We start from the raw sequence: 19,387 nt of genomic DNA, 5'->3' as shown, positions 1-19,387 counted from the left end.
GGATTATAGCGAGCGAGACTTCGTGTCTTGGGATATCGCCTTGATGAGTTCCGTAAGGATGCCAACATCATTGGAAATTGAAATGCATTCGACATTAGAGAAGGGGTGAGCACTCACCACACTCATTGGAGATTTAACATCGGCTTCAGCCAGAACTGAGGCAGAGCTTGAAGGATGCGTCGTGGCCAAGCAGATCATTGGTGTCAGTAAGCTACGCCTGTTAATTCGCGCAGCTCGTAATCCAATCGCGGTATTAGGACTGATCAAGTAACCACTCTTAACAAAGACTTCATGAATACAGGAAAACGCCTCTGCATCCTCTACCGCCAAAGAATCAAATAGCTTTCGCGCCTCCAACCACTCGTCCTGTTCCAGTTGAATTTGGCCATCTGTCTCTAGTAACTCCATATTTCTAGCCACTTTATCACTGCACCTATTGAGAATACTCCATTGCAGCCGCTCGAAATTTGAGGCTAACGACACATTCATGCAAGGCGTGTTGGTAGTACGGATCTCATTACGCCTATAGAGGTTAGACTGAAGAAAATTATGTAAACCCGCGTTGGTATTCGTTGCTACAATTAGCTGCCTGATGGGCAACCCCATTTCCCTTGCAATATAGCCTGCATAGAGAGCACCAAAATTTCCGGTAGGCACACTGAATGCAACCTCTCTTTCAGGCGCACCTAATTGAAGCGACGAGTAGAAGTAGAAGGACAGATGCGCCAGCACCCTCACCCAATTCACCGAATTGAAAGATATTAATTGTTGACCTGTTTCGTTAATGCCTCTGTGAAATTTTTCGCACAACTGATGACAATCGGCGTAATCACCCTCAACCAAAATATTTACAACATTTTCTTCGGCAGCGCCTAATAAGCGACGCCGATGTTCCTCTGTTATTCCTCTGGAAGGGTGCAGAACAATCACAGTCACACTTTCCATGCCATTGAAGGCTTTGATGGCTGCGGCACCGGTGTCTCCACCAGTGCAGCCAACGACAAGCGCTTTCTTTCCGGACTTTAGTAAGGAGTATTCAACCAGGCGAGACATCAATTGGAGACCGAAGTCTTGATAGACCCCTGCCGGACCGTGGAATAGTTCTAATACCCACTCATTGGTAGCCGTCTGGTAGAGCGGCGCAACAGCGTTACTTTTAAAGCGGTCAAATGTCTCCTCAAGAATTCGAGACAGTTCATTTTGAGGGATATAGTCACCAAGGAACGGCTCGATCACATGACGTGCCAGTTCGTGAAATGGTAGCCATTCAAGCTTCAGGAGATCATCGCTTTTGAAGCGAGGGACCTTGCTAGGAACGAAAAGCCCACCATCCGGTGCGTACGCCCCCATGAGGACCTCGCTGAACTCGAATTCTTTACCAGGCGTCCGTGTGCTGACGTACTTCATGATTTGAGACACCCTCTCGCCTTTTCTGAGCCTTCCACCCGTAAGGCGGCGCCCTGCTGAAATTCAGTGCTGCAGTGAGCCTTTCCTATGCAATGTGAGGCCTTCTTCTGAAGCGTTGAGCGAGATCATCGTCATCTGCAAACGCAAATGGTGAGGGGTCGCACATCGCCCGCGCCAGGCCAATCACCCATCACTCAGCTACCACATGGCCACTTTCGTCGCTTGCCGTTCAAGCTACCAACTATTGACTAAAAAAGTCAATATAGTGACCATCCCATCTGTCCGACCGTGCATGGCTATCCCCCTGCGGGAAGGAGCCCTATCCGCATTCGCATCAGAAGGTCCAGGGCAGCCAGAAAATTAGAAATCCAGGAGAACGCCATGAGTGCCACGAACCTTCTTCATTCGCTTTACAAATACAAGGCATGGTCTGAGGAGGAGCTGTTCAAGTGCTTGAAAGCTCCCGCGGCAAAAAAATATCCAACGGAAATGGAGGAAGCACTCTACTGGTTAGCCCATATCAATATTGTTGACCAGCTGTTCATTGCCAGACTGCAGGGAAAACCGGATGAATTTGACTCCATCCTGACCAAACAGAAACAAGACCCCAGTCGACTGGAAGAGTCCTTTTCTTCAGCGAATCAATGGTTTGTGAACTACACCCAGTCGATCACTGCAATCGAACTGTCTGATCCGGTTGCGTTTATTTTCAAGGATGGAAAACCAGGCAACATGACGAAAGAGCAGGTTCTTGCACACGTGCTATCACACGGATTGCAGCATCGCGGAAGTGTGGCGACTATCTTGCCTCGTGAGCTCCTGCTGGATCACAAGGACCATTTCACAACGTTTTTGAAGCTCTAGGCACTGATGGGCCGGCCCATGTATGGCAATGATACGTAATAGGAAATCTTTCGATGATCCGCATACCCGATCAAGCATCAGTTGCCCCCAATATGACGAGCGCTGGATGCATAAAAGGAACCTGAGACAATTCCGCTCAAATGTCGAACGAGGCTTCGGTGTGATTCAAACTGAGTAAGCCGACCCGCCGGCCCGAAGCAGCGATCTCAAAAAAATGCCTCAGCAAGCCACCTTCTGCTGAGGCGCCCTCACTGCAAAGACAATTCATAAGTGCCGACGATTTTTATGAGGAGCGTCACGAATAGAAGTGCTCCTTTATTTCAGTAGGCGCCTTTTTGTACGTGGGAAGGAAGATGCTAAATGTCTTTATTATCAGCGCACTCAAGCATGGCTAATCCAATTTCTCGCTCATTACGTGAGACCAAAGCATCGCCAGCACCTCGGATATCACGAGCTTCCTCATCCTGACCGAGCTTGAATTTCCCCACTAGCCTCGTGATTTCGATCTCGACCCCTACAATTTTTTTCAGCATGGCATCTATGTACTCCTTGGGACTATCGGTCATTTTCCAAGGTGTGGGCTGAGTTGCTTCATTAGACTTGGTCAGCTTTGCCACGACACGACGCACGTACTGAGCATCATCGTGAAACGTCACACGACCAAATGCGTGCACGACCCGGTAGTTCCAAGTGGGGACTTGCTGATGGAAATCCTGTTTGCTCGGATACCATTGTGGCGATATATACGCATCTTGAGCTCGAAATATCACCAACACCTCGCTGCCCTGGGCGACTTCATGCCATAGGGGATTATTCCGCGCCACATGCGCTTGCAGCACCCCAAGCGCACCGCTGCGGAGTACAAGTTCAAAAGGGAGGTGATTGGCGTCAATCCCATCACCCGAACAAGTGACAAGTGACCCAAGCGGATTTCGCATAATGACTTCTTGCAAAACGCCAACACGAGACTCTTCGAACTGAGGGGGGATGTACATTCACTTTGCTCCTATAACTGATCTGCTCGCCCAACATTAGGCCCACTGCGCCGGTCAAAACCGACTCAACATCCGCCCTACCGCACCTGCTGAGCTGTATCATTGTAAAGATGCAGCTCGGCGTTTCGGATGCGTTCGCAGCACTTACTGCTCAGCTCAATTCGAGCTCGTCGATCGCCGCAGCAATTTGCTGACGCCCTGATCCACTTATGGCTCTGAGCGGCAATGGCAAGCTCGGAGAGTGGGTGAATCCACGAAGCTCGGCCGCCGTTGCAACAACGCGCAAGCTTCCCCCAAATTGTGTGAAGAGGGCCCATAGAGGCTTCAAAGATTCGGAAAGGCGAGCCGCTTCTTCGGCGTTACCCGACAACGCAGCACGCGTGATTGCCAGGGCCGTTTTTGGGAACAAGCCCCCAATGACCGAGTACCAGACCTCACAGCCTGCATTCAATCCAGTAGCAGCAAATGCATCCCCGCTTACCCCGATCGTTACGTGCTCCGGAATCAGTGCCCGAAGGCGATCGACTCGTGCCCTGGCCTGATCTGGTGCTTCGGGAACGCCAGGGATCTTGATCGAGTGCACATTCGGCAGGCGGGCAATGCGCCCGTGAAGCTCATCAGTAAATTCGAAATGGGTGGTGCCGGGGTTGTCATAGACGCATAGCGGGACGGAGATATTGGCGGTGACCGTTTCGTACAGGGAAAAAACATCTTCAGCTGATAGCTTCTGATAGGAAACGGGCGGCAGCAACAATGCTTTGACTCCTGCTTTTTGCGCATCCTCTGCCAGCAACAGCACATCACGTGTACGCAGCGATCCTATGCTTACCATGACGGGAACATTCCCGGCTGCCTCTACTGCCAACTGCGTAACTCGTGAACGTTCAATCCGAGAAAGGTACGCATAGCTTCCTGTAGACCCGAGCGCACCGATAGAATCCACTTTCGCAGCCACCAGTTGCTCCACAAGGCGAGTAAATGCTCCTTCATCCACACCCTGCTCATTCATTGGCGTCAAAGGAAATGCACTAAGACCGGTAAACATAGTTCAGGACTCCATTGTGTGATTCTGCAATTAGATCACCACAGGACGGACTGACTCCGAAGCACTCATCGCTTAATAATCGACTCCATGCGCCGTGGAGATTTCTTCGATTCAGCAGCAGGCTTTCCAAGGTAATGTGGTTGAGCATGATTGCCACCTATAAAAAAGGCTGCATGCGAGGCGAGATTGGGCATAACCCCGTACGCATCCCCACAAGCAGCCTGTACCGTCTCGCTTATTTACTAATTGGCGCCAGGGCCGATTAGTGCACTCTCAATCTGGGCACCTGGCATCATCAGTTGCAGACCTTCGATCAGCTTGTCACCCGCTTCAGTCAACGCTTCAAGCGGCATTTCCGGCAGACTTTCCAGAATGAACCACATGTGCTTCGCATCTGCACTGAGCCGTGTTCTAACACCCTGACGCCAATTCCAACGACGGCAAGTCACCCCTTGATCGTCCCGCCAAACAACTTCACCGGCATCAGGATATTCGTGGGCTGGAGCACCTTCTTTCATGGTGTCGAAAGGTTCCGATCCATCTGCAACAGCGAGTCGCGGCGAGCCCACATAGGCTTCGACGTTCTCACCGCCGACAGGAACCGCGTATTCAATGCTGATGGCGTTATAGAGATCAACCACTGGATCGATACTCGGCAGACTGCCGTCACGCAGGACCCGTTTGCGAAGAGCTTCAGCTGAGCAAGGGGTGCGCTGCGGCTTGGCACCGAATTTTCGGAAGAGATCCGCCCAAGCGGTCAGGTGAGCGTCTGCCCACAGTGCACCACCCGCCGTGACTGATTGACAGGCTCGAGCCAAAGCGTCCTTGCCAATATCTGGATTGGCTATTGGTGCAGCTTCGACCACAATGCTGAGCGCTCTGAACTCAGGTGCCAAATTGATTACGTCTTGGTCGATTGACGGCAGTACGGACAGCATCAGAGAATCCCTTTAATCCTAAATTTCACTTCATACTAGCGATCAATGACCAAAATAGTCAATATACCGACCAACACAGGGGCCGACGTTCAAACCGTTAGCGAGGCAGTTTCCCGCAGGCTCAAACAGGAACGGAAGAAGCGGAAAATCACTCTCGACGAGCTTTCCCGTCGCTCCGGTGTCAGCAAGGGCATGGTGGTCGAGATAGAGAAATGCACGGCTAACCCAAGCATCGCGATCCTGTGCAAAATCGCTGCTGCTTTGGGCCTTTCAGTTGCTGATGTCGTAAACGTGTCCGACGCCCCATCTGCCCACCTCATCGAGAGCAAGGATATTCCCACACTCTGGACAGGTAACATGGGAGGGACGGCTAGGCTCCTGGCTGGAACCAGTGGTCCGAACATGCTTGAGCTTTGGCGCTGGGAAATGTTTCCCGGCGAAACTTTTGCCTCCTCAGGGCACCCTCACGGCACAACTGAGCTATTTCACGTGGAGAAAGGGACACTCCACTTCATAGTAGGAGATACCGAACTGAGCATTTCTGCGGGTTGCTCAGCCGTAGCAAAAACAGATGTACCTCATGCCTACTCGAATAAAGGCAAATCAAAACTGATATTCACCATGTCTGTAACGGAGATCCACCAATCCGGGCGTGAAATTTAACGTTCAGACAGCATCGCGCTGAAGCTTGCAGAGGAGTCCGCCGGGTTGGCTCTTGTGGTCGGCCATCATCGCCCCGTCATAGGGCTCCTGATAACAGAGCCGCTGACTGGCATAGAACTTCGTTAAGGGGCTTTTAATGTCATTTGATTACCACCATCTCTTCCTCGTATTTACGGCCTATATTGTTGGAGCGGCGAGTCCTGGACCCAGCAACATGCGAATAATGGGCGTCGCGATGAACCAAGGCAGGCAGCCTGCGCTCCTGCTAGCGGCAGGTGTGATCAGTGGTTCGATTTTCTGGGGATCGATGGCAGCCACGGGCGTCTCAGCCGTCCTGGCACAGTATGCGCAGGCGCTGGGTGTCTTAAAAACGGTTGGCGGTGCTTACCTGCTCTTCCTTGCCATCAAAGCAGGCCGCTCTGCTCTAACGTCCAATGAGCGGCTCGAGAAAGAGATAGCGGCCGCGCCAAAAGTGTCGGGCTTCAGTCTTTATCAGCGCGGCCTGCTTATGCATCTCACAAACCCCAAGGCACTGCTGGGTTGGATCGCTACCATGACCCTTGGCTTGGGGCCGCAAGCTTCGCCAAAAACGGTCGGGATTATTCTGGCCGGTTGCGCCGTGCTTAGCGTCACTATCTTCTGTGGCTATGCGATCGTCTTCTCCACCGCGCCCATGATTCGGGGATATCGCCGAGCACGCCGATGGATCGAAGGCACCCTTGCGCTAGTTTTCGGAGCGGCTGGAGTAAAGCTGATGTTCTCCCACTCCTAGCCCGGGTCTGGGCTGTTTATGCATGTAGAGTCTATTGATTGTGTAAGCCACTTGACCGCGCCTTGGGTAACGTCAAGACCCAGCGCCGTCTGGCTGAAACGGCGATGCCGTGCGACTTCTTCAAAGACTCGCAGCATGCTGAGCGAGGGCAGTTGAGGCGACTGAACTCAATGGCGCAGATCGAACAGCTATGTGCGGTGAGTGGTGAGTTCGATTATGTTGCTTGGTTACGGAGCGATTCTCCGGAACAGCTTGGGGATACGAGATGCGAACCGAACATGTAAAAAATGCTTTGTCCTGATGAGACTACATCCTGACCAAGGCTGCCTTCTTTAGCCTCATTTGAAGGACAAAGCGAGTACGAAGCGGCAGGCCGGACGACTCCGCATTCCGGCTCTGCCTGTAGTGAGTGGCGTTAACTACTGTGCCGTGTGTTTGAGGTACCAGTGTTGTGTCGCATCCAGAGAAGCCGCAAAAACTCCAAGGATTTCATTGATATCCTTCTCCGTTGAGATCAACGGAGGACAGAATGCCAATGCATCTCCTATGACTCGGTTGATCATGCCACGCTCCTGGGCCTGAGAGGACAGATACCGTCCGAGTCTGCCAACAGCCTCAAAAGGCTCTTTTGTGTGCCGGTCGGCTACCAACTCAACGGCAGCAATCAACCCCACACCACGAACCTCGCCAACCATTGGATGATCAGCAAACTGCTGAAGCCCTTTGCGAAGGATAATCCCCATTTCAGCAGCATGCTGAACCAGGCCCTCCTCTTCGATAATTTTAAGATTTTCCAGGGCGACTGCAGTAGCTACCGGGTGCCCGCTACAAGTGAAGCCATGCCCTAACGTGCCGATGGATTGGCTCTGGTCGGCAATGTCTTGGTAAACAGCGTCGTTAATCAATATGGCTGCAATGGGCTGATAGGAGGACGACAGCTGTTTGGATACCACCATGACGTCTGGTTCGATATCAAAGGTCTCGCAACCGAACATATTGCCGGTTCGACCGAAACCGCAGATGACCTCGTCCGCGACAATCAAGACGTCATGCTTGCGGCACACCTTCTGGATCTTTTCCCAGTAGGTCTTCGGCGGAATGATCACCCCCCCCGCTCCCATCAGCGGCTCCCCATAAAACGCTGCGACCGTCTCTGGGCCTTCCTTGATGATCAGATCATCCAGTTCTCGGGCGAGGCGATCGGCGAACTGTTCTTCTGTTTCACCTGCTCGACCATATCGGTAAAAGTGCGGGCAGCTGACATGCAGGAAGCCCGGCAGGGGAACGTCAAAACCGCGCTGATTTGCCGGCAGCCCAGTGAGGCTCGCACTTACGGTAGTGATACCGTGATAGGCGTTCTGCCGACTGATGAACTTTTTCTTGGCGGGCTTCCCCAGAGCATTGTTCCGGTACCACAAAAGCTTAACTACTGTGTCGTTTGCCTCAGAGCCGGAGTTGGTGAAAAACACTTTGCTCATCGGCACCGGAGCCATCTCCACCAATTTTTCGGCGAGCTCGATGCTGGGGCGGTGTGCCTTGCTGGAAAACACATGATAGAACGGCAGTGTACGTAGCTGCTTTTCGGCAGCCTCGATCAGCCGCTGGTTGCTGAAACCAAGCGCTACACTCCATAGCCCTGACATCGCCTCAATGTATCGCTTATTTTGATTATCATAAACATGAACGCCTTCTCCACGCTCGATAATGAGGGGGCCATCCGCCTCATGAAGTCGAGCATCCGTATATGGATGGAGGTGATTTACAACATCTTTTTGTGCAAGCAAATCCGTCATGATTAATGCCTCGAAGTGAGAGAGGATTCGTTAAACCAAGGGCCGTATAGAAGCCCAATTAAATACCCAGGCAACCGCACCAGGCTCCACAGCTACAACAACTACCTGTCGCCAATAGCCATGGAGAAAAAAGCGGCATGAACACCGTAATCGGTGTCCGGACTTACTTGACCAGTTCAGGCTCGCAAAGAGGACTTTAGGGCTGTTACCAAAAAATCCGGATCAGAAGTAATAACCGATGTTCATGTACAACTGGTTTTCCCACTGGTTACTACCACCAGCCCCCAGACTCTGGGTGAGGCTGCCGCCACCGATGACCGGATCATTCTTGCCGTACAACCATTCCGTGGCGATCCACAGTTTGCTGAGGGAGAACGAGGTGCCGAAAATCATCCGTTGCGAGGTCTTGAAATCGTCCGCGGATTTATCGAAGGCGCTGTAGTTGGCGTACAGCTTCACACCGCTGATCTGATCGAACAGGTACTTGCCGCTGACGTCGTAGCTCACATCCGCCACGTACAAGTTGCCGCGACTGGCGACGTTGTAGGTGGCGTCGTAACCGCCGAAAGTCACCAGTTCATCAGTGCCGGGGTTGCGCGGGGACATCTGCTGTCGCGCGGCTTGCAGTTGCACGCCCCACGGGCCGTTTTTGCCGATGTAGTGCACCGCCATGGCATTGCGCCGGCCATCGTTGTTGGTGTCGCGGTTCTCCAGGGACGAGGTCAGGCCGGAGATCCCGACTTCGGACTTCCACGGCCCCAGGTCCAGCGCCTTGGCCACCCGCAGGACCACGGTGTTGCGTTCCTGGTTGTTGCTGCCGTCGGTGACATAGCTGTCCGCTTCGGAGACCACGCTCGAGTAGGTTTCACCGTTGCTGGTGCCTTTGCCCTGCCAGGCCGGGCGCAGGTAGTAACCGGCCTGAATATTCCAGTCGCCGCTTTGCTGGATGTACTTGGCGCCGACTTCTTCCACGTCTTCCAGTCCCACGACGCTGCCCATGGTTTGGTAGAACGTGCTGCCGAAGTACGGCTGCAAACCGAACGGCAGCTGGTTCAGGCCGACCTGGACCTGCTGGTCGGGGTTGAACTTGTAGCCGATCCACGCCAATTCGGCGAACTGGACGTCACCGACATGCTTTGTGTAGTTGTAAGGGTAGGCTCGACCGTAGAAACGGTACTTGGCTTCGCCGATCCAGGTGTCGGAGTTGTAATTGGCGCTGAGGATCGCGGTGTCGAAGTTGAACTTCTGGATGTCGCGATCCGGGTCATAGTCCCAACGCGCCCGGACGGCACCCCCGAGATCGAGGTTGTCGGTGACCTGGATCGCCATCGCGGGGGTGGAAAGGGCCCCCAACAGCGCCAGCGGGGTCAATGAGCGCAAGGCCCGGGTAGTATTCAAGTTCATGGTCGCTCCGTCTCTTCTCTAGGTCTTATTTTTGGCAACAGCTATCCCGGCCACGGCAAAAGCGCGGTCTGGATGAAAGGGGTAGGGCCCGCCAGGACGAAGGCTGCGAACAGCGTCCAAGTGAGGGCCGGGAGGGTCAGCCGCCGGCGGCCAGCCGGGTCTGGGTGTAACTATGCCGAGCCTGCACACGGCACCTCTTCACCAAGGCTGGGAGGTGCCTGACAAGCCGCAGTCATTCACACTCCCGCGTCAGCTGCGTTGAAGTTCTTCAACCACAGCGGCACAAGCACGGAAGGTATTCAACGTCCACTCTGCATTGATAAAGTCCGGCCAACTGGAAAGTTTTACGATTGCCACTTCAGAAGCCGGATCCCAATAGATACTCTGCCCAAATACTCCGCGCGCCGAATAGGTACCCTGTTCACTGTCCAGCACCCAGCACTGATTGCTATAGGCGGCGTCAGGAAAGTGTTTGACATAAAAGCCATAGAGGACTTCAAAAGCCGGTGTGGAACCACGGCCGCATGCGCGCACAAATTCCTCTGGAACAATCTGTTGGCCGTTGAAACGTCCCCCCTGCAGATACATCTGGGCAAAGCGCCCCAGATCACGCAGCGTGGCGCTCATCCCGCCATCGGCCAATGCGGTTCCAACGCAATCGAGGGTGATATTCGCGTCTTGTTCTGCCCCCAGTCTTGACCAGATCTCCCGGCTCAGTAATACGGGGAGCCGCTCGCCGCAGGCCCGCTCACAGACCCAGGCCAACACGTCGGTATCCACTGAGCGATACTCAAAGAACTGGCCATGTTCACGGTCTTTACTCAGCGACTTCAACAAACCATAAATGCTGTCAGGCGACTTTAGCTCTCCCCGTTCACGCCAACCCGAGGCGATATCCAACTGGATGAATTCAGCATCCGGATCCGTGTAGTCCTCCCTGAATCTCACTCCCGTGCGCATATCCAGCAGATCCTGTACCCGGGCGTCGCCATAACCGCTTGCCGAAAGCTCGGGCACATAGTGGCTGACACGCGCCTGGGGATCGATTCTGCCCTGGCCGATCAACCTGCCGACCAGGCTACCGACGACGGTCTTGGACACCGATTGCAACAGATGCAACGTGTGCGGCTGCATACCGTTGAAATACTGCTCCGAAACCACCTTGCCTTGATGAAGCACCAAAAAACCATCGGTGTAGCTATCGGTCAAGAAGGTCGCCAGATCGGTCTGCCCGCCGTCGACTCGCTGGAAACGTACGTCGTCCAGTGAGCGTTCGTTGCGCTCGAGTTCGGTGACCGGCCCGGGACTGCGATGAATAGCGGCCACCGGAAACAGCTGGCTCATGTGCTGGAACGACCAGCGGTTATAGGGCGGACTGTCCCAGTTATGCTGGGCGACTTGCTTTTCCCGGGGCGGCGGATAGCCCTGCATCAGCCTTAAGTCCTGATAACCAATGCCCGGGGCGGTCATGTCTTTTTTATTGTACATAGGGGTTCAGCTCTCATCGTTCAGAGGGTGGTGGCAAGAAAAGCGGTGGCCGTGATCCTGGGTCTCGACTGGCACCTCTCGGCGACAACGCTCACTGGCCCGCGGACACCGGGGCGCGAAGTGGCACCCGGCAGGCCGGTTCAAGGGGCTGGGGATCTCGCCACTCAGAACTTGCAACTGGTCACGACGTTCCGGGTCGATGGAGGGCACTGAATTGAGCAGCGCACGCGTGTAGGGATGACGCGGTCGGCCAAACACCTGCTCTACAGGCCCGGCCTCGACGATGCGCCCCAAGTACATCACCAGCACCTGCTGCGCCAGATACTCGACCGTCGCAAGGTCGTGGCTGATAAACAGGTAGCTCAGGCCATTGTCGGCCTGAAGCGTCTTGAGCAATTGCAGCACCTGGGCCTGGACCGACACGTCGAGCGCCGCCGTAGGCTCATCGAGGATCAGCAGTTTTGACTCCAGCGCCAGGGCCCGGGCGATAGCGATGCGCTGCAACTGGCCACCGGAGAATTCATGGGGATAGCGCTCCATGTGCTCCTCGCCCATCCCCACATTTGCCAGCAGCGTGAGAATGCGCGCGTGCAAGGCGCTACCGCGCAAACCAAAGGCAACCTTCAGCGGCTCGGCAACAATCGCCTTAATCGTCATTTTCGGGTTCAGCGAGGCGTAGGGATTCTGGAACACCATGCTCAAGCTCCTGCCCCGCGCCCTGGCATCAGTGGGCAGCGGCCGACCTTCGACCAGAATTTGCCCACTATCGGCTGGTAGCAGACTGAGCAAGGTCGCGGCCACCGTACTTTTTCCACAACCGGATTCCCCCACCAGCGCGACCGTCTCACCGACCTGCACCTCCAGGCTGATGTGGTCGATGGCGGTCACCGGGCCGTCGCGGGTGGCGAAGGTCTTGTGCAGCTGATTGACGCTTAGCAGTGCGGGCTGTTTGTCGTTATTCATAGCCGTTTACCTTTCAAAGAAGCCTCACACCTTGACTATCATGTTGTGGCAAGCTGCCCAGTGTTCCTTGCCGATGGCCACCCTCGGCGCAGCCTGATGGCAGCGTCCGGTGGCCCGCTCACAGCGCGGGTTGAAGGCGCAGCCTGCCGGCGGAGCCGCCATGTTCGGCACCTGCCCCGGGATGAAGCCCAGGGGCTGGGGTCCCTGCCCCAACTTTGGCACGGTGCCCATCAACTTCAGGGTGTAGGGGTGTGCAGGCCGCTTGAACACCTGGCCTACCGGACCGCTCTCCACCACTTCGCCGGCATACATCACCGCCACCCGGTCGCAGAGCGAAGCCACTACCCCCAGGTTGTGGGTGATAAACAGAATCGCCAGGTCCTGCTCCCGTGCCAGCTTGCGCAGCAGGGCGATGATCTGCGCCTGCACTGTGACGTCCAGCGCCGTGGTCGGCTCATCGGCGATCAGCAGTTTCGGCCGACAGGCCAGCGCCATGGCAATCACCACTCGCTGCAACTGACCGCCAGACATCTGGTGCGGGTACTTGGCTAGCGCCAGAGGGGGGTCGGGCATGCTCACCGCTTCCAGCGAGCTCAGCGCCTCGGCGCGGATTTGTGCCTTACTCAGTTGCCGATGGCAGCCGATGACATCGAACATCTGCCGCCCGACGGTGAAGAACGGGTTGAGCGCCTTCATCGGATTCTGAAAGATCATCGCCGCGCCACCGCCACGCAAAACCGCCAGCTGCGACGCCGACGCGCCGTTGACCTGCTGTCCGGCGACCCTGACACTGCCTTCCAGCCGAGCGGCCTCGGGCATCAATCCAAGGCAGGACATGGCCGTCAGTGACTTGCCCGAGCCCGACTCCCCCACCAATCCGAGGATCTCGCCGCGCCTTACCTGAAGGTCGATGCCGCGTACGGCCTTTACGGTCTTGAACAAACCAGGGAAGGACACCGTCAGCCCTTCCACTTCCAGCACCAGGTCTTGAGCTGCGTCGTTATTCGCAGCGGCGAGACGCTCAATAGTCGAATATTGCAAGGATTCGTCGATCATCAGCGTGTCCCCTTCTTTGGATCAAGCACATCGCGCAGCCCGTCACCTACCAGGTTGACAGCCAGCACCAGAACAAAAATCGCCACTCCGGGAAACAACACCGTCCAGGGATTCTCAAGTAACTGCGAGCGCGACGCCGCGGCCATCAGCCCCCATTCGATCATGGGCGGCTTGGCCCCCAGCCCGATAAAGCTCAGCGAGGCAGCGGCGAGAATGGTGTAACCAAAGTCCATGGAGCCCTGCACGATCACAGGCGTGGTCGCATTGGGCAGTACATGGCGAAGCAAGATACGGCAGTGACTGACGCCCATCGAACGCGCGGCATGGATATAGGTTTCTGACCGAACCCGCACTACCGCACCGCGCATGATCCTCGCGTACCAGGGAAACCAGGAGACAGCGAGCGCTAACATCGCGTTAGCCAATCCCGATCCCAGCGCAGCGGTGATAGCGATCGGCAACAACAGCGGCGGAAAGGCCAGGAACACATCTGAGAAACGCATCAGCAGCGTATCAACTCGACCACCGAAGTAACCGGAAACAAGCCCGATCGGAATCCCGATCAGCATCGCAATCAGAGTCACGCTCACTCCGATGATCAGCGAGGTGCGTGCGCCATAAAGCACCCGTGAAAGAATGTCGCGACCAAACTCGTCGGTGCCCATCCAGTGTGCCCAGTTGGGTGCCAGCAATTTCTGGGAAAAGACAATCTTGTTCGGTTCATAAGGTGCAAGCCAGGGGGCGAAGACTGCCGCCAGGATGATCAGCAGCAATAACAGCGCGCCGAATACAAACAACTTGTTATCACTGGCAAACGCCAGGGCCTTGATACGCCATGATGGAGCTCGCGGGGGCATGGACAGGGATACGTCTTGGATACTCATTGGACTCGCAACCTCGGATCAACAAGGTGATACAAGAGATCAACGATCAGGTTGATCGACAGATACGTCGTGGCCAGCACCAGGGTGGCGCCCATCACAGCGGGGAAATCATTCTGGGCAATCGAAAACACCACAAAGCCGCCCAGGCCAGGCCAATCGAAAATGAACTCAACGACTACCGCACCACCGAGCAGGTAACCGAAGGTCAGGCCCACCACTGTCAGGAGCGGAATCATTGTCGCCTTCAGGGCATAGGCGTAATGGATACGCCACTTGGGTACACCGTAAGAAACGGCCGTACGGATGTACTCCTCGGATAGCACCTCCACCATCATGTTGCGGGTGATCCGGGTGACAGTGGCCAAGGTCACGATGACCAGGGTGAGCACGGGTAGCGTCAGGTGTTTGATGGCGCTCCACAGTGCTACGAAATTACCGGCCAGCAGAGTGTCGATCAGGTAAAAGCCTGTCACACGCTCAAAGGGGGTATCGAGAAGAATGGAAGCATCGATACGTCCTTGCAGGGGCAGCCAGTTGAGCTTGCCGTAGAACAGCAACTGCAAGCCCATGGCCAGGATGAAAACTGGAAACGCCGTCCCGGCGATGGACCCCGCTCGAGCCGTATTGTCGACCACTGAGTTCTGCCGCGCCGCTGAGATGACACCGATCGGCACCCCCAGCAGCACCACCCAGAACATCGCCAGGAATGTCAGTTCAAACGTCGCACCAACCCGCCTGACCACTTCCTCCACCACCGGCCGCCCGGTGCGCAGACTAGTGCCAAAATCACCTCGCAGAAGATCGCCGATGTAATTGAAGTATTGGATCGGCAGAGGCTTATCCAACCCCAGTTTTTCCCGTGCGACGGCAATCTGTTCCACCGTGGGGTGGTTCCCCAGCATCATTTCTACCGGGGAACCCGGAAGAGCTCGGCTCAGGACGAAGGTGATGGTCAACACTCCCAAAAGAATGAAGAACATCACTATCAATCGCTGAGCTATATACTTCGCCATTTGGAATACCCCTTGTGGCTAAAAAACTTGACCCTGACTTCTTACGCTCTACATAAAAACCCCAAAAGCGGATTAACCCTTGAGGCAATGACCTGGCAAATTAACTAACTGCCCGGTAATCGATTTACATGGCAAATCAGGTATTACGCGTACCACTTCATCAAGGACGACTCAGCAATCAGCGATTCAGGTTGTAGTAGAGAATCGCCTCATAAGCAGGATTCAGGCTCCTTTCCATACCCTTGATGTCTTTGCGGGAGACGCGGGTCTGCTGCATGTCGGCGTACCAGATCGCAGGGGCGTCCTTGACCAGTTGCTGCTGGGCCTGCATGTACTTTTCAGCGGACCGGGCCCGATCACTGCCTTCTAGCGCCACCGCCTCTTCGATCAACCGATCAAAGCTTGGGTTGCTGTAGTGAGACAGATTGAATAGCGTGGTTTTCTCGGTATGGAACTCACCGAAAAGCCAATCGCTGGGTGTCGGATACGTCGGCCACCAAGCCATGGATTGCAGGTTGGGAGCGGTATCCAGCTTCTTGGCCTTATCCCAGATCACACCCCACTCGCCGGGGCGTAACTCCACCTCAACGCCCACCTGAGACGCCGTCGCCTGGAACAGTTCAGCAGCGTGCGAATAGACGCCACTGATGTACTGCATCGAGACCTTCCAGTCCTGCTTGGGTACACCGGAGGCTTCCAACAATTGTCGGGCTTTATCCAGATCGTAAGAGGCCATAGGCACGCTGGCATGCCCCCAGATACTGGTGGGCAAAGGCCCCTTGGGAACGCTGCCGTAGCCATGCAAAATATCTTTGGTGACACTTTCATAGTCCCAGAGGTACTGCAGCGCCTGACGAAATGCCAGGTTGTTCGTAGGGTACTTCTGGGTATTGATCAAAAACTGGAAGTTCTTCCACGAAGGTGCGGTGCTCACCTTGATGGAGGGGTCCTCTCCCAACACCTTGAGCTGATCAAGAGGGATATCCCAAGCGACACCGGCCTCGCCATTTTTGATCATCTGGGTACGAGTGGCGGCTTCGGACACGACCTTGACGATGACCCGATCAAACTGCCCTTCTTTCCAACCTCCCCAGTAGCCATCGAATCGCTCAAGCACCACTTGCTGGCCCTGTTCGACCTGCCCAAGTTTGTAGGGACCGGTACCGATGGCGTTGGGAGCCATCATCCAGTCATGCCCTTTCTCCACCGCCGCCGGGGCAATGATGTAAGCGGCATACTGACCTGCCGCGATCAGATTGGCCGGAGTGGGACTCTTGAACTTGAGCACTACCGTATCGTCAGCGAGGGCCTCGACGGTATCCAGACCGTTCCATACAAATGCAGCGCCCTGTTTCAGCTGCTTGACGTAATCAATGGACTTTTTGACCGCTGCGGCATTGAAGGCCGAACCGTCATGAAATTTAACGCCGTGCCGCAGCTTGAAGGTCCAGGTCTTGCCGTTGTCGCTGCTTTCCCAGGACGTGGCAAGCCCGGGGGAAAACTCCTCAGCACTGCCTGGCGCGTTATATACCACTAGTGTCTCGTAGATATTGCCCAGCACCCGCACTTCCTCCGAAAAAGCCGAGGCTGGATCCCAATCCTTGAAAGAGGCTCGATCAGCGACAACCAAGGTATTGTTTGCCGCATACACCAAACCACTGGTCAACGGCGCGGTAACGGACAGCGCCATCAACCCCGCCATCAAGGTTCTTTTTAACTTCATCGGTGTTCCTCTTATTTTTATGGTGGGCGCAGCGGATCACTTGTAGAAACAGGCACTCATTCAACTGGAATGAATGATGTGATTGGCCGTTAACGAAACTGACTATTGAGTGGGGTATGACATTATTGATCTGACGCACGGCCAGCTCAATTTCGCGAGCACGAAGAAAAAAACGCCAGGTGACGCCCAGAAGCGTCACCTAGCGTCTATTTTTAAAAAAGACTAAAACAGCGGAGGGACAAGGTTGAACTCGCCTTCTGGTGGATGCACCAGCAGCCGCGCCCTCACCTCATTGGGAATCTCAGGGGCATCAATCGGAAAACAGCTGCAACTGGTGAGAGCGTTACGCATGTCGATCGACTCGCCCAGGTACTCAAATACAATATGGGCACCAAAAGGACGGCGGAAATTGTCACCCGAAACGCCGAGTACCAAGCCGTTTAGAAAACGGAAACGACTGCGGTAGGAGGGATAAATCGCTGACCAGATATACCCCCGGGACGAGAGGTACTCGCGCTCGACGATGTAAATCAGATCCGATGAGGCAAAGCAGAACCCACGATATTTATTGATGCCGAAACTCTTCAGCTGGTCATCGCCCAACCTCATCCGCTCGTAGGTTTTACTCAGGATCTTTTCGCCGGAGCGGGTCAAGCGGGTAATCGACTTGATCACCTCCCCCGGCGCGGAAGGCGACATCAAATAGACAAAGTAATAACCCTGGTACTTCGACAACGCCTGCGCGGAGCTCGGGAAAAAATCGGCTGGTACCGCACTGTCCGACTCTCGCGCCGTGCGTTGCCTGTTGAGCAGAGCGCGGAAGGATTCATGCTCGGAGAATATTTCCTCCTCATCCACCCCAAAAAAAGTGCAGATCTTGCGCAGGGTAAAGGACGAGGGCGTCGCTTGCGCCCCCAAGTATTTGTTGAACTGCTGGCGGTTGATATCAAGGGAGCGGCACACCTTCGCCACCGACTTATAATATCCGCAGAGAAGGCGCAAGTTTTGACTGAAGTCTTGCATCGACTGGGATGAACTGGAACTGACCATAAAGAGTATTCCTAACGCCAGAATTGACAACATGCTGAACTAATCGTCGCTTGGGGTCACGGCTTCAAAAGCTCAGTGCAAGACAGTGCCTGAAAGTGGCGCAGAAGCTTGGCATTGCCAACCCGTGATCGACGCGAGCATTGAGCCCGACCATAGCGACCAGGTGAGGAAATATTCAACAAATACACAAGCTTATCCAGCGAAATCCCTTAACTGCGGTCTCTGCACTGCAGAGACTCCAATCACTGGATTCGTCACCGTTAAAATGATCTCCGTCGATGACTTGGCAGCCTTGATCCGGTCAATCATTAGCTCGAGGTTTTTCCGCGCTTGTTCGACAGTGGTACTTGATTCGTCGCCGAATGCCGTAGCGAAATCCCTGCAAAGCAATTCGGCTCTCTCGAGGAATCAGGTGCGCTTTGCGCCTTTGTCTGCAGCAGTCACGCTGGCTATCTGACCGGACAGAATCTGTTAATCGATGGAAGGCTTCCGACAACGGCCAGATGTTGACCGTGGTGCATCCGGGCATACGTTCGAGCATGCCGGCTGAGCTGAGTGGGTATAAGGAAAATGGCAGGGGCGGCTGGATTCGAACCAACGCATGGCAGGATCAAAACCTGCTGCCTTACCGCTTGGCGACGCCCCTGTATCTGTTGCGACGAGTGCCCGGCACTCTCTTCTTGATTTTGCAGCTTGCGAGCAACATCGAGATGTTGCTGCCTTACGCTATAAGCCCTGTAAGGGCCTCTGCAAGATGCGCGGGAATTTATCAACTTTCGCTTCGCCTGGGAAGACCAAAAACAAAAAATTTGCTTTAGAACAGTCACTTACTGTTGATCCAGGTTAGATCCATTCCTCTCCAGGTCTTTTGAGTTTTCCAGCAGTACCACGAAGGTTGCCGGTGACAGTTCCGGCCCCGGCATGTCAAGCATCAGGTTGCGAGTGGAAAATCGAGATAGTCATTTTCGATACTGGAAAAGGAAAAAGGCCCTGGACGTCAGGGCTCGGCGGATAAATGAAGCAACTGTAACGAACCTAATCGGTGACAAACAAATCCCCGACCATTACAATTTGATTAACATCGACCGTTTTAGGGTACTGGCAATTCCATGGAAAACAAGACTGCACGATTAACGGTGCTCATTGATCCCGTCAAGAAAAAAGCGCTTGAAGAGCTGTGCGCGTCTCAGGATCTGACGCCCTCTCAGGTCGTTCGTCAGCTTATTCGGGACTATCTGGAGACGCATGGCGTGTCCTACGCCACCAAAAGCAAAACTGCGGCCAATGGTAAGTGATTCATCTGCGCATGAGCGGGCACGTCGAATGCCT

General features: G+C 54.7%; 17 protein-coding genes, 1 tRNA gene and 2 pseudogenes. 6 read left to right on the top strand and 14 right to left on the bottom strand.

Annotated elements, in window-relative coordinates; translation table 11 throughout:
- Positions 1–3 precede the first annotated feature (3 nt).
- A complete protein-coding gene (thrC, locus tag PMA3_RS09630) occupies positions 4–1,407 on the bottom strand; it encodes a threonine synthase (protein ID WP_064676926.1) in 1,404 nt (467 codons plus the stop codon).
- A gap of 381 nt (positions 1,408–1,788) precedes the next feature.
- On the opposite strand from thrC, the gene PMA3_RS09625 reads away from it, so the two are divergent.
- Positions 1,789–2,271, top strand: coding sequence for a DinB family protein (locus tag PMA3_RS09625; protein ID WP_064676925.1), 483 nt, complete (start codon positions 1,789–1,791; stop codon positions 2,269–2,271).
- A gap of 356 nt (positions 2,272–2,627) precedes the next feature.
- Here the strand turns inward: PMA3_RS09625 and PMA3_RS09620 are convergent, their stop codons facing one another.
- The 3 genes from PMA3_RS09620 to PMA3_RS09610 form a co-directional block, all read right to left on the bottom strand.
- On the bottom strand, positions 2,628–3,266 hold the full coding sequence (locus PMA3_RS09620) for an FMN-binding negative transcriptional regulator (RefSeq protein ID WP_064676924.1): 639 nt from the start codon (positions 3,264–3,266) through the stop codon (positions 2,628–2,630).
- Between the two features lie 151 nt (positions 3,267–3,417).
- The gene (locus PMA3_RS09615) at positions 3,418–4,311 is read right to left on the bottom strand and encodes a dihydrodipicolinate synthase family protein (protein WP_064676923.1); all 894 of its coding nucleotides are present in this window, start codon (positions 4,309–4,311) and stop codon (positions 3,418–3,420) included.
- Positions 4,312–4,553: 242 nt separating this feature from the next.
- Complete coding sequence (locus tag PMA3_RS09610; RefSeq protein WP_064676922.1) at positions 4,554–5,249, bottom strand: B3/B4 domain-containing protein; 696 nt, start codon at positions 5,247–5,249, stop codon at positions 4,554–4,556.
- A gap of 45 nt (positions 5,250–5,294) precedes the next feature.
- Between PMA3_RS09610 and PMA3_RS09605 the strand changes: the two genes are divergently transcribed.
- From PMA3_RS09605 to PMA3_RS33025, 3 genes and pseudogenes are all read left to right on the top strand, one after another.
- The gene (locus PMA3_RS09605) at positions 5,295–5,912 is read left to right on the top strand and encodes a helix-turn-helix domain-containing protein (protein WP_064676921.1); all 618 of its coding nucleotides are present in this window, start codon (positions 5,295–5,297) and stop codon (positions 5,910–5,912) included.
- Between the two features lie 136 nt (positions 5,913–6,048).
- Entirely contained in the window at positions 6,049–6,684 is a 636-nt protein-coding gene (locus tag PMA3_RS09600; RefSeq protein ID WP_064676920.1) for a LysE family translocator, read from the top strand.
- Between the two features lie 152 nt (positions 6,685–6,836).
- A pseudogene (locus PMA3_RS33025) lies at positions 6,837–6,938 on the top strand (AsnC family transcriptional regulator); the annotation flags it as partial.
- Between the two features lie 165 nt (positions 6,939–7,103).
- Here PMA3_RS33025 and PMA3_RS09595 read toward each other — a convergent pair.
- The 9 genes from PMA3_RS09595 to PMA3_RS09555 form a co-directional block, all read right to left on the bottom strand.
- Complete coding sequence (locus PMA3_RS09595; protein WP_064676919.1) at positions 7,104–8,477, bottom strand: aspartate aminotransferase family protein; 1,374 nt, start codon at positions 8,475–8,477, stop codon at positions 7,104–7,106.
- A 222-nt stretch (positions 8,478–8,699) separates the two neighbouring features.
- Positions 8,700–9,881, bottom strand: coding sequence for a hypothetical protein (locus tag PMA3_RS09590; RefSeq protein ID WP_064676918.1), 1,182 nt, complete (start codon positions 9,879–9,881; stop codon positions 8,700–8,702).
- A gap of 249 nt (positions 9,882–10,130) precedes the next feature.
- On the bottom strand, positions 10,131–11,369 hold the full coding sequence (locus PMA3_RS09585) for a serine hydrolase domain-containing protein (protein ID WP_064676917.1): 1,239 nt from the start codon (positions 11,367–11,369) through the stop codon (positions 10,131–10,133).
- Between the two features lie 6 nt (positions 11,370–11,375).
- Positions 11,376–12,332, bottom strand: coding sequence for an ABC transporter ATP-binding protein (locus PMA3_RS09580; protein ID WP_064676916.1), 957 nt, complete (start codon positions 12,330–12,332; stop codon positions 11,376–11,378).
- 24 nt (positions 12,333–12,356) lie between these two features.
- Entirely contained in the window at positions 12,357–13,388 is a 1,032-nt protein-coding gene (locus PMA3_RS09575; protein WP_064676915.1) for an ABC transporter ATP-binding protein, read from the bottom strand.
- Entirely contained in the window at positions 13,388–14,272 is an 885-nt protein-coding gene (locus PMA3_RS09570) for an ABC transporter permease (protein WP_064676914.1), read from the bottom strand. Before PMA3_RS09570 ends, PMA3_RS09575 begins: the two co-directional genes overlap by 1 nt.
- Positions 14,269–15,285 (bottom strand): ABC transporter permease, encoded by a 1,017-nt coding sequence (locus tag PMA3_RS09565; RefSeq protein ID WP_064676913.1) that lies wholly within the window; start codon positions 15,283–15,285, stop codon positions 14,269–14,271. Before PMA3_RS09565 ends, PMA3_RS09570 begins: the two co-directional genes overlap by 4 nt.
- Positions 15,286–15,463: 178 nt before the next feature.
- Positions 15,464–16,975: an ABC transporter substrate-binding protein gene (locus PMA3_RS09560; RefSeq protein ID WP_237140727.1), complete on the bottom strand. Its 1,512-nt coding sequence runs from the start codon at positions 16,973–16,975 to the stop codon at positions 15,464–15,466.
- A gap of 255 nt (positions 16,976–17,230) precedes the next feature.
- The gene (locus PMA3_RS09555; protein ID WP_064676911.1) at positions 17,231–18,058 is read right to left on the bottom strand and encodes a helix-turn-helix domain-containing protein; all 828 of its coding nucleotides are present in this window, start codon (positions 18,056–18,058) and stop codon (positions 17,231–17,233) included.
- A 351-nt stretch (positions 18,059–18,409) separates the two neighbouring features.
- Between PMA3_RS09555 and PMA3_RS32325 the strand changes: the two are divergent.
- Positions 18,410–18,568 (top strand): annotated as a pseudogene (locus tag PMA3_RS32325) (SDR family oxidoreductase); the annotation flags it as partial.
- Positions 18,569–18,629: 61 nt separating this feature from the next.
- On the opposite strand, the gene PMA3_RS09550 reads toward PMA3_RS32325, so the two are convergent.
- Positions 18,630–18,704, bottom strand: a tRNA-Gln gene (locus PMA3_RS09550).
- A gap of 463 nt (positions 18,705–19,167) precedes the next feature.
- Between PMA3_RS09550 and PMA3_RS09545 the strand changes: the two genes are divergently transcribed.
- Positions 19,168–19,353, top strand: coding sequence for a ribbon-helix-helix protein, CopG family (locus tag PMA3_RS09545; protein WP_045060687.1), 186 nt, complete (start codon positions 19,168–19,170; stop codon positions 19,351–19,353).
- Positions 19,354–19,387 lie beyond the last annotated feature (34 nt).

This window comes from Pseudomonas silesiensis, assembly GCF_001661075.1.
Classification (GTDB): Bacteria; Pseudomonadota; Gammaproteobacteria; order Pseudomonadales; family Pseudomonadaceae; genus Aquipseudomonas; species Aquipseudomonas silesiensis.
Note: the sequence above shows the minus strand (reverse complement) of the source record. Positions and strands in the feature narration are given on the sequence as shown.

Excerpts from the sequence above, each read along its gene's own strand:
- PMA3_RS09555 (WP_064676911.1), bottom strand. The coding sequence starts at position 18,058 with ATGGTCAGTTCCAGTTCATCCCAGTCGATGCAAGACTTCAGTCAAAAC.
- PMA3_RS09600 (WP_064676920.1), top strand. The coding sequence starts at position 6,049 with ATGTCATTTGATTACCACCATCTCTTCCTCGTATTTACGGCCTATATT.
- PMA3_RS09620 (WP_064676924.1), bottom strand. The coding sequence starts at position 3,266 with ATGTACATCCCCCCTCAGTTCGAAGAGTCTCGTGTTGGCGTTTTGCAA.
- PMA3_RS09625 (WP_064676925.1), top strand. The coding sequence starts at position 1,789 with ATGAGTGCCACGAACCTTCTTCATTCGCTTTACAAATACAAGGCATGG.
- PMA3_RS09575 (WP_064676915.1), bottom strand. The coding sequence starts at position 13,388 with ATGATCGACGAATCCTTGCAATATTCGACTATTGAGCGTCTCGCCGCT.
- thrC (WP_064676926.1), bottom strand. The coding sequence starts at position 1,407 with ATGAAGTACGTCAGCACACGGACGCCTGGTAAAGAATTCGAGTTCAGC.
- PMA3_RS09610 (WP_064676922.1), bottom strand. The coding sequence starts at position 5,249 with ATGCTGTCCGTACTGCCGTCAATCGACCAAGACGTAATCAATTTGGCA.
- PMA3_RS09560 (WP_237140727.1), bottom strand. The coding sequence starts at position 16,975 with ATGGCGCTGTCCGTTACCGCGCCGTTGACCAGTGGTTTGGTGTATGCG.
- PMA3_RS09595 (WP_064676919.1), bottom strand. The coding sequence starts at position 8,477 with ATGACGGATTTGCTTGCACAAAAAGATGTTGTAAATCACCTCCATCCA.
- PMA3_RS09570 (WP_064676914.1), bottom strand. The coding sequence starts at position 14,272 with ATGAGTATCCAAGACGTATCCCTGTCCATGCCCCCGCGAGCTCCATCA.
- PMA3_RS09590 (WP_064676918.1), bottom strand. The coding sequence starts at position 9,881 with ATGAACTTGAATACTACCCGGGCCTTGCGCTCATTGACCCCGCTGGCG.
- PMA3_RS09565 (WP_064676913.1), bottom strand. The coding sequence starts at position 15,285 with ATGGCGAAGTATATAGCTCAGCGATTGATAGTGATGTTCTTCATTCTT.
- PMA3_RS09545 (WP_045060687.1), top strand. The coding sequence starts at position 19,168 with ATGGAAAACAAGACTGCACGATTAACGGTGCTCATTGATCCCGTCAAG.
- PMA3_RS09615 (WP_064676923.1), bottom strand. The coding sequence starts at position 4,311 with ATGTTTACCGGTCTTAGTGCATTTCCTTTGACGCCAATGAATGAGCAG.
- PMA3_RS09605 (WP_064676921.1), top strand. The coding sequence starts at position 5,295 with ATGACCAAAATAGTCAATATACCGACCAACACAGGGGCCGACGTTCAA.
- PMA3_RS09580 (WP_064676916.1), bottom strand. The coding sequence starts at position 12,332 with ATGAATAACGACAAACAGCCCGCACTGCTAAGCGTCAATCAGCTGCAC.
- PMA3_RS09585 (WP_064676917.1), bottom strand. The coding sequence starts at position 11,369 with ATGTACAATAAAAAAGACATGACCGCCCCGGGCATTGGTTATCAGGAC.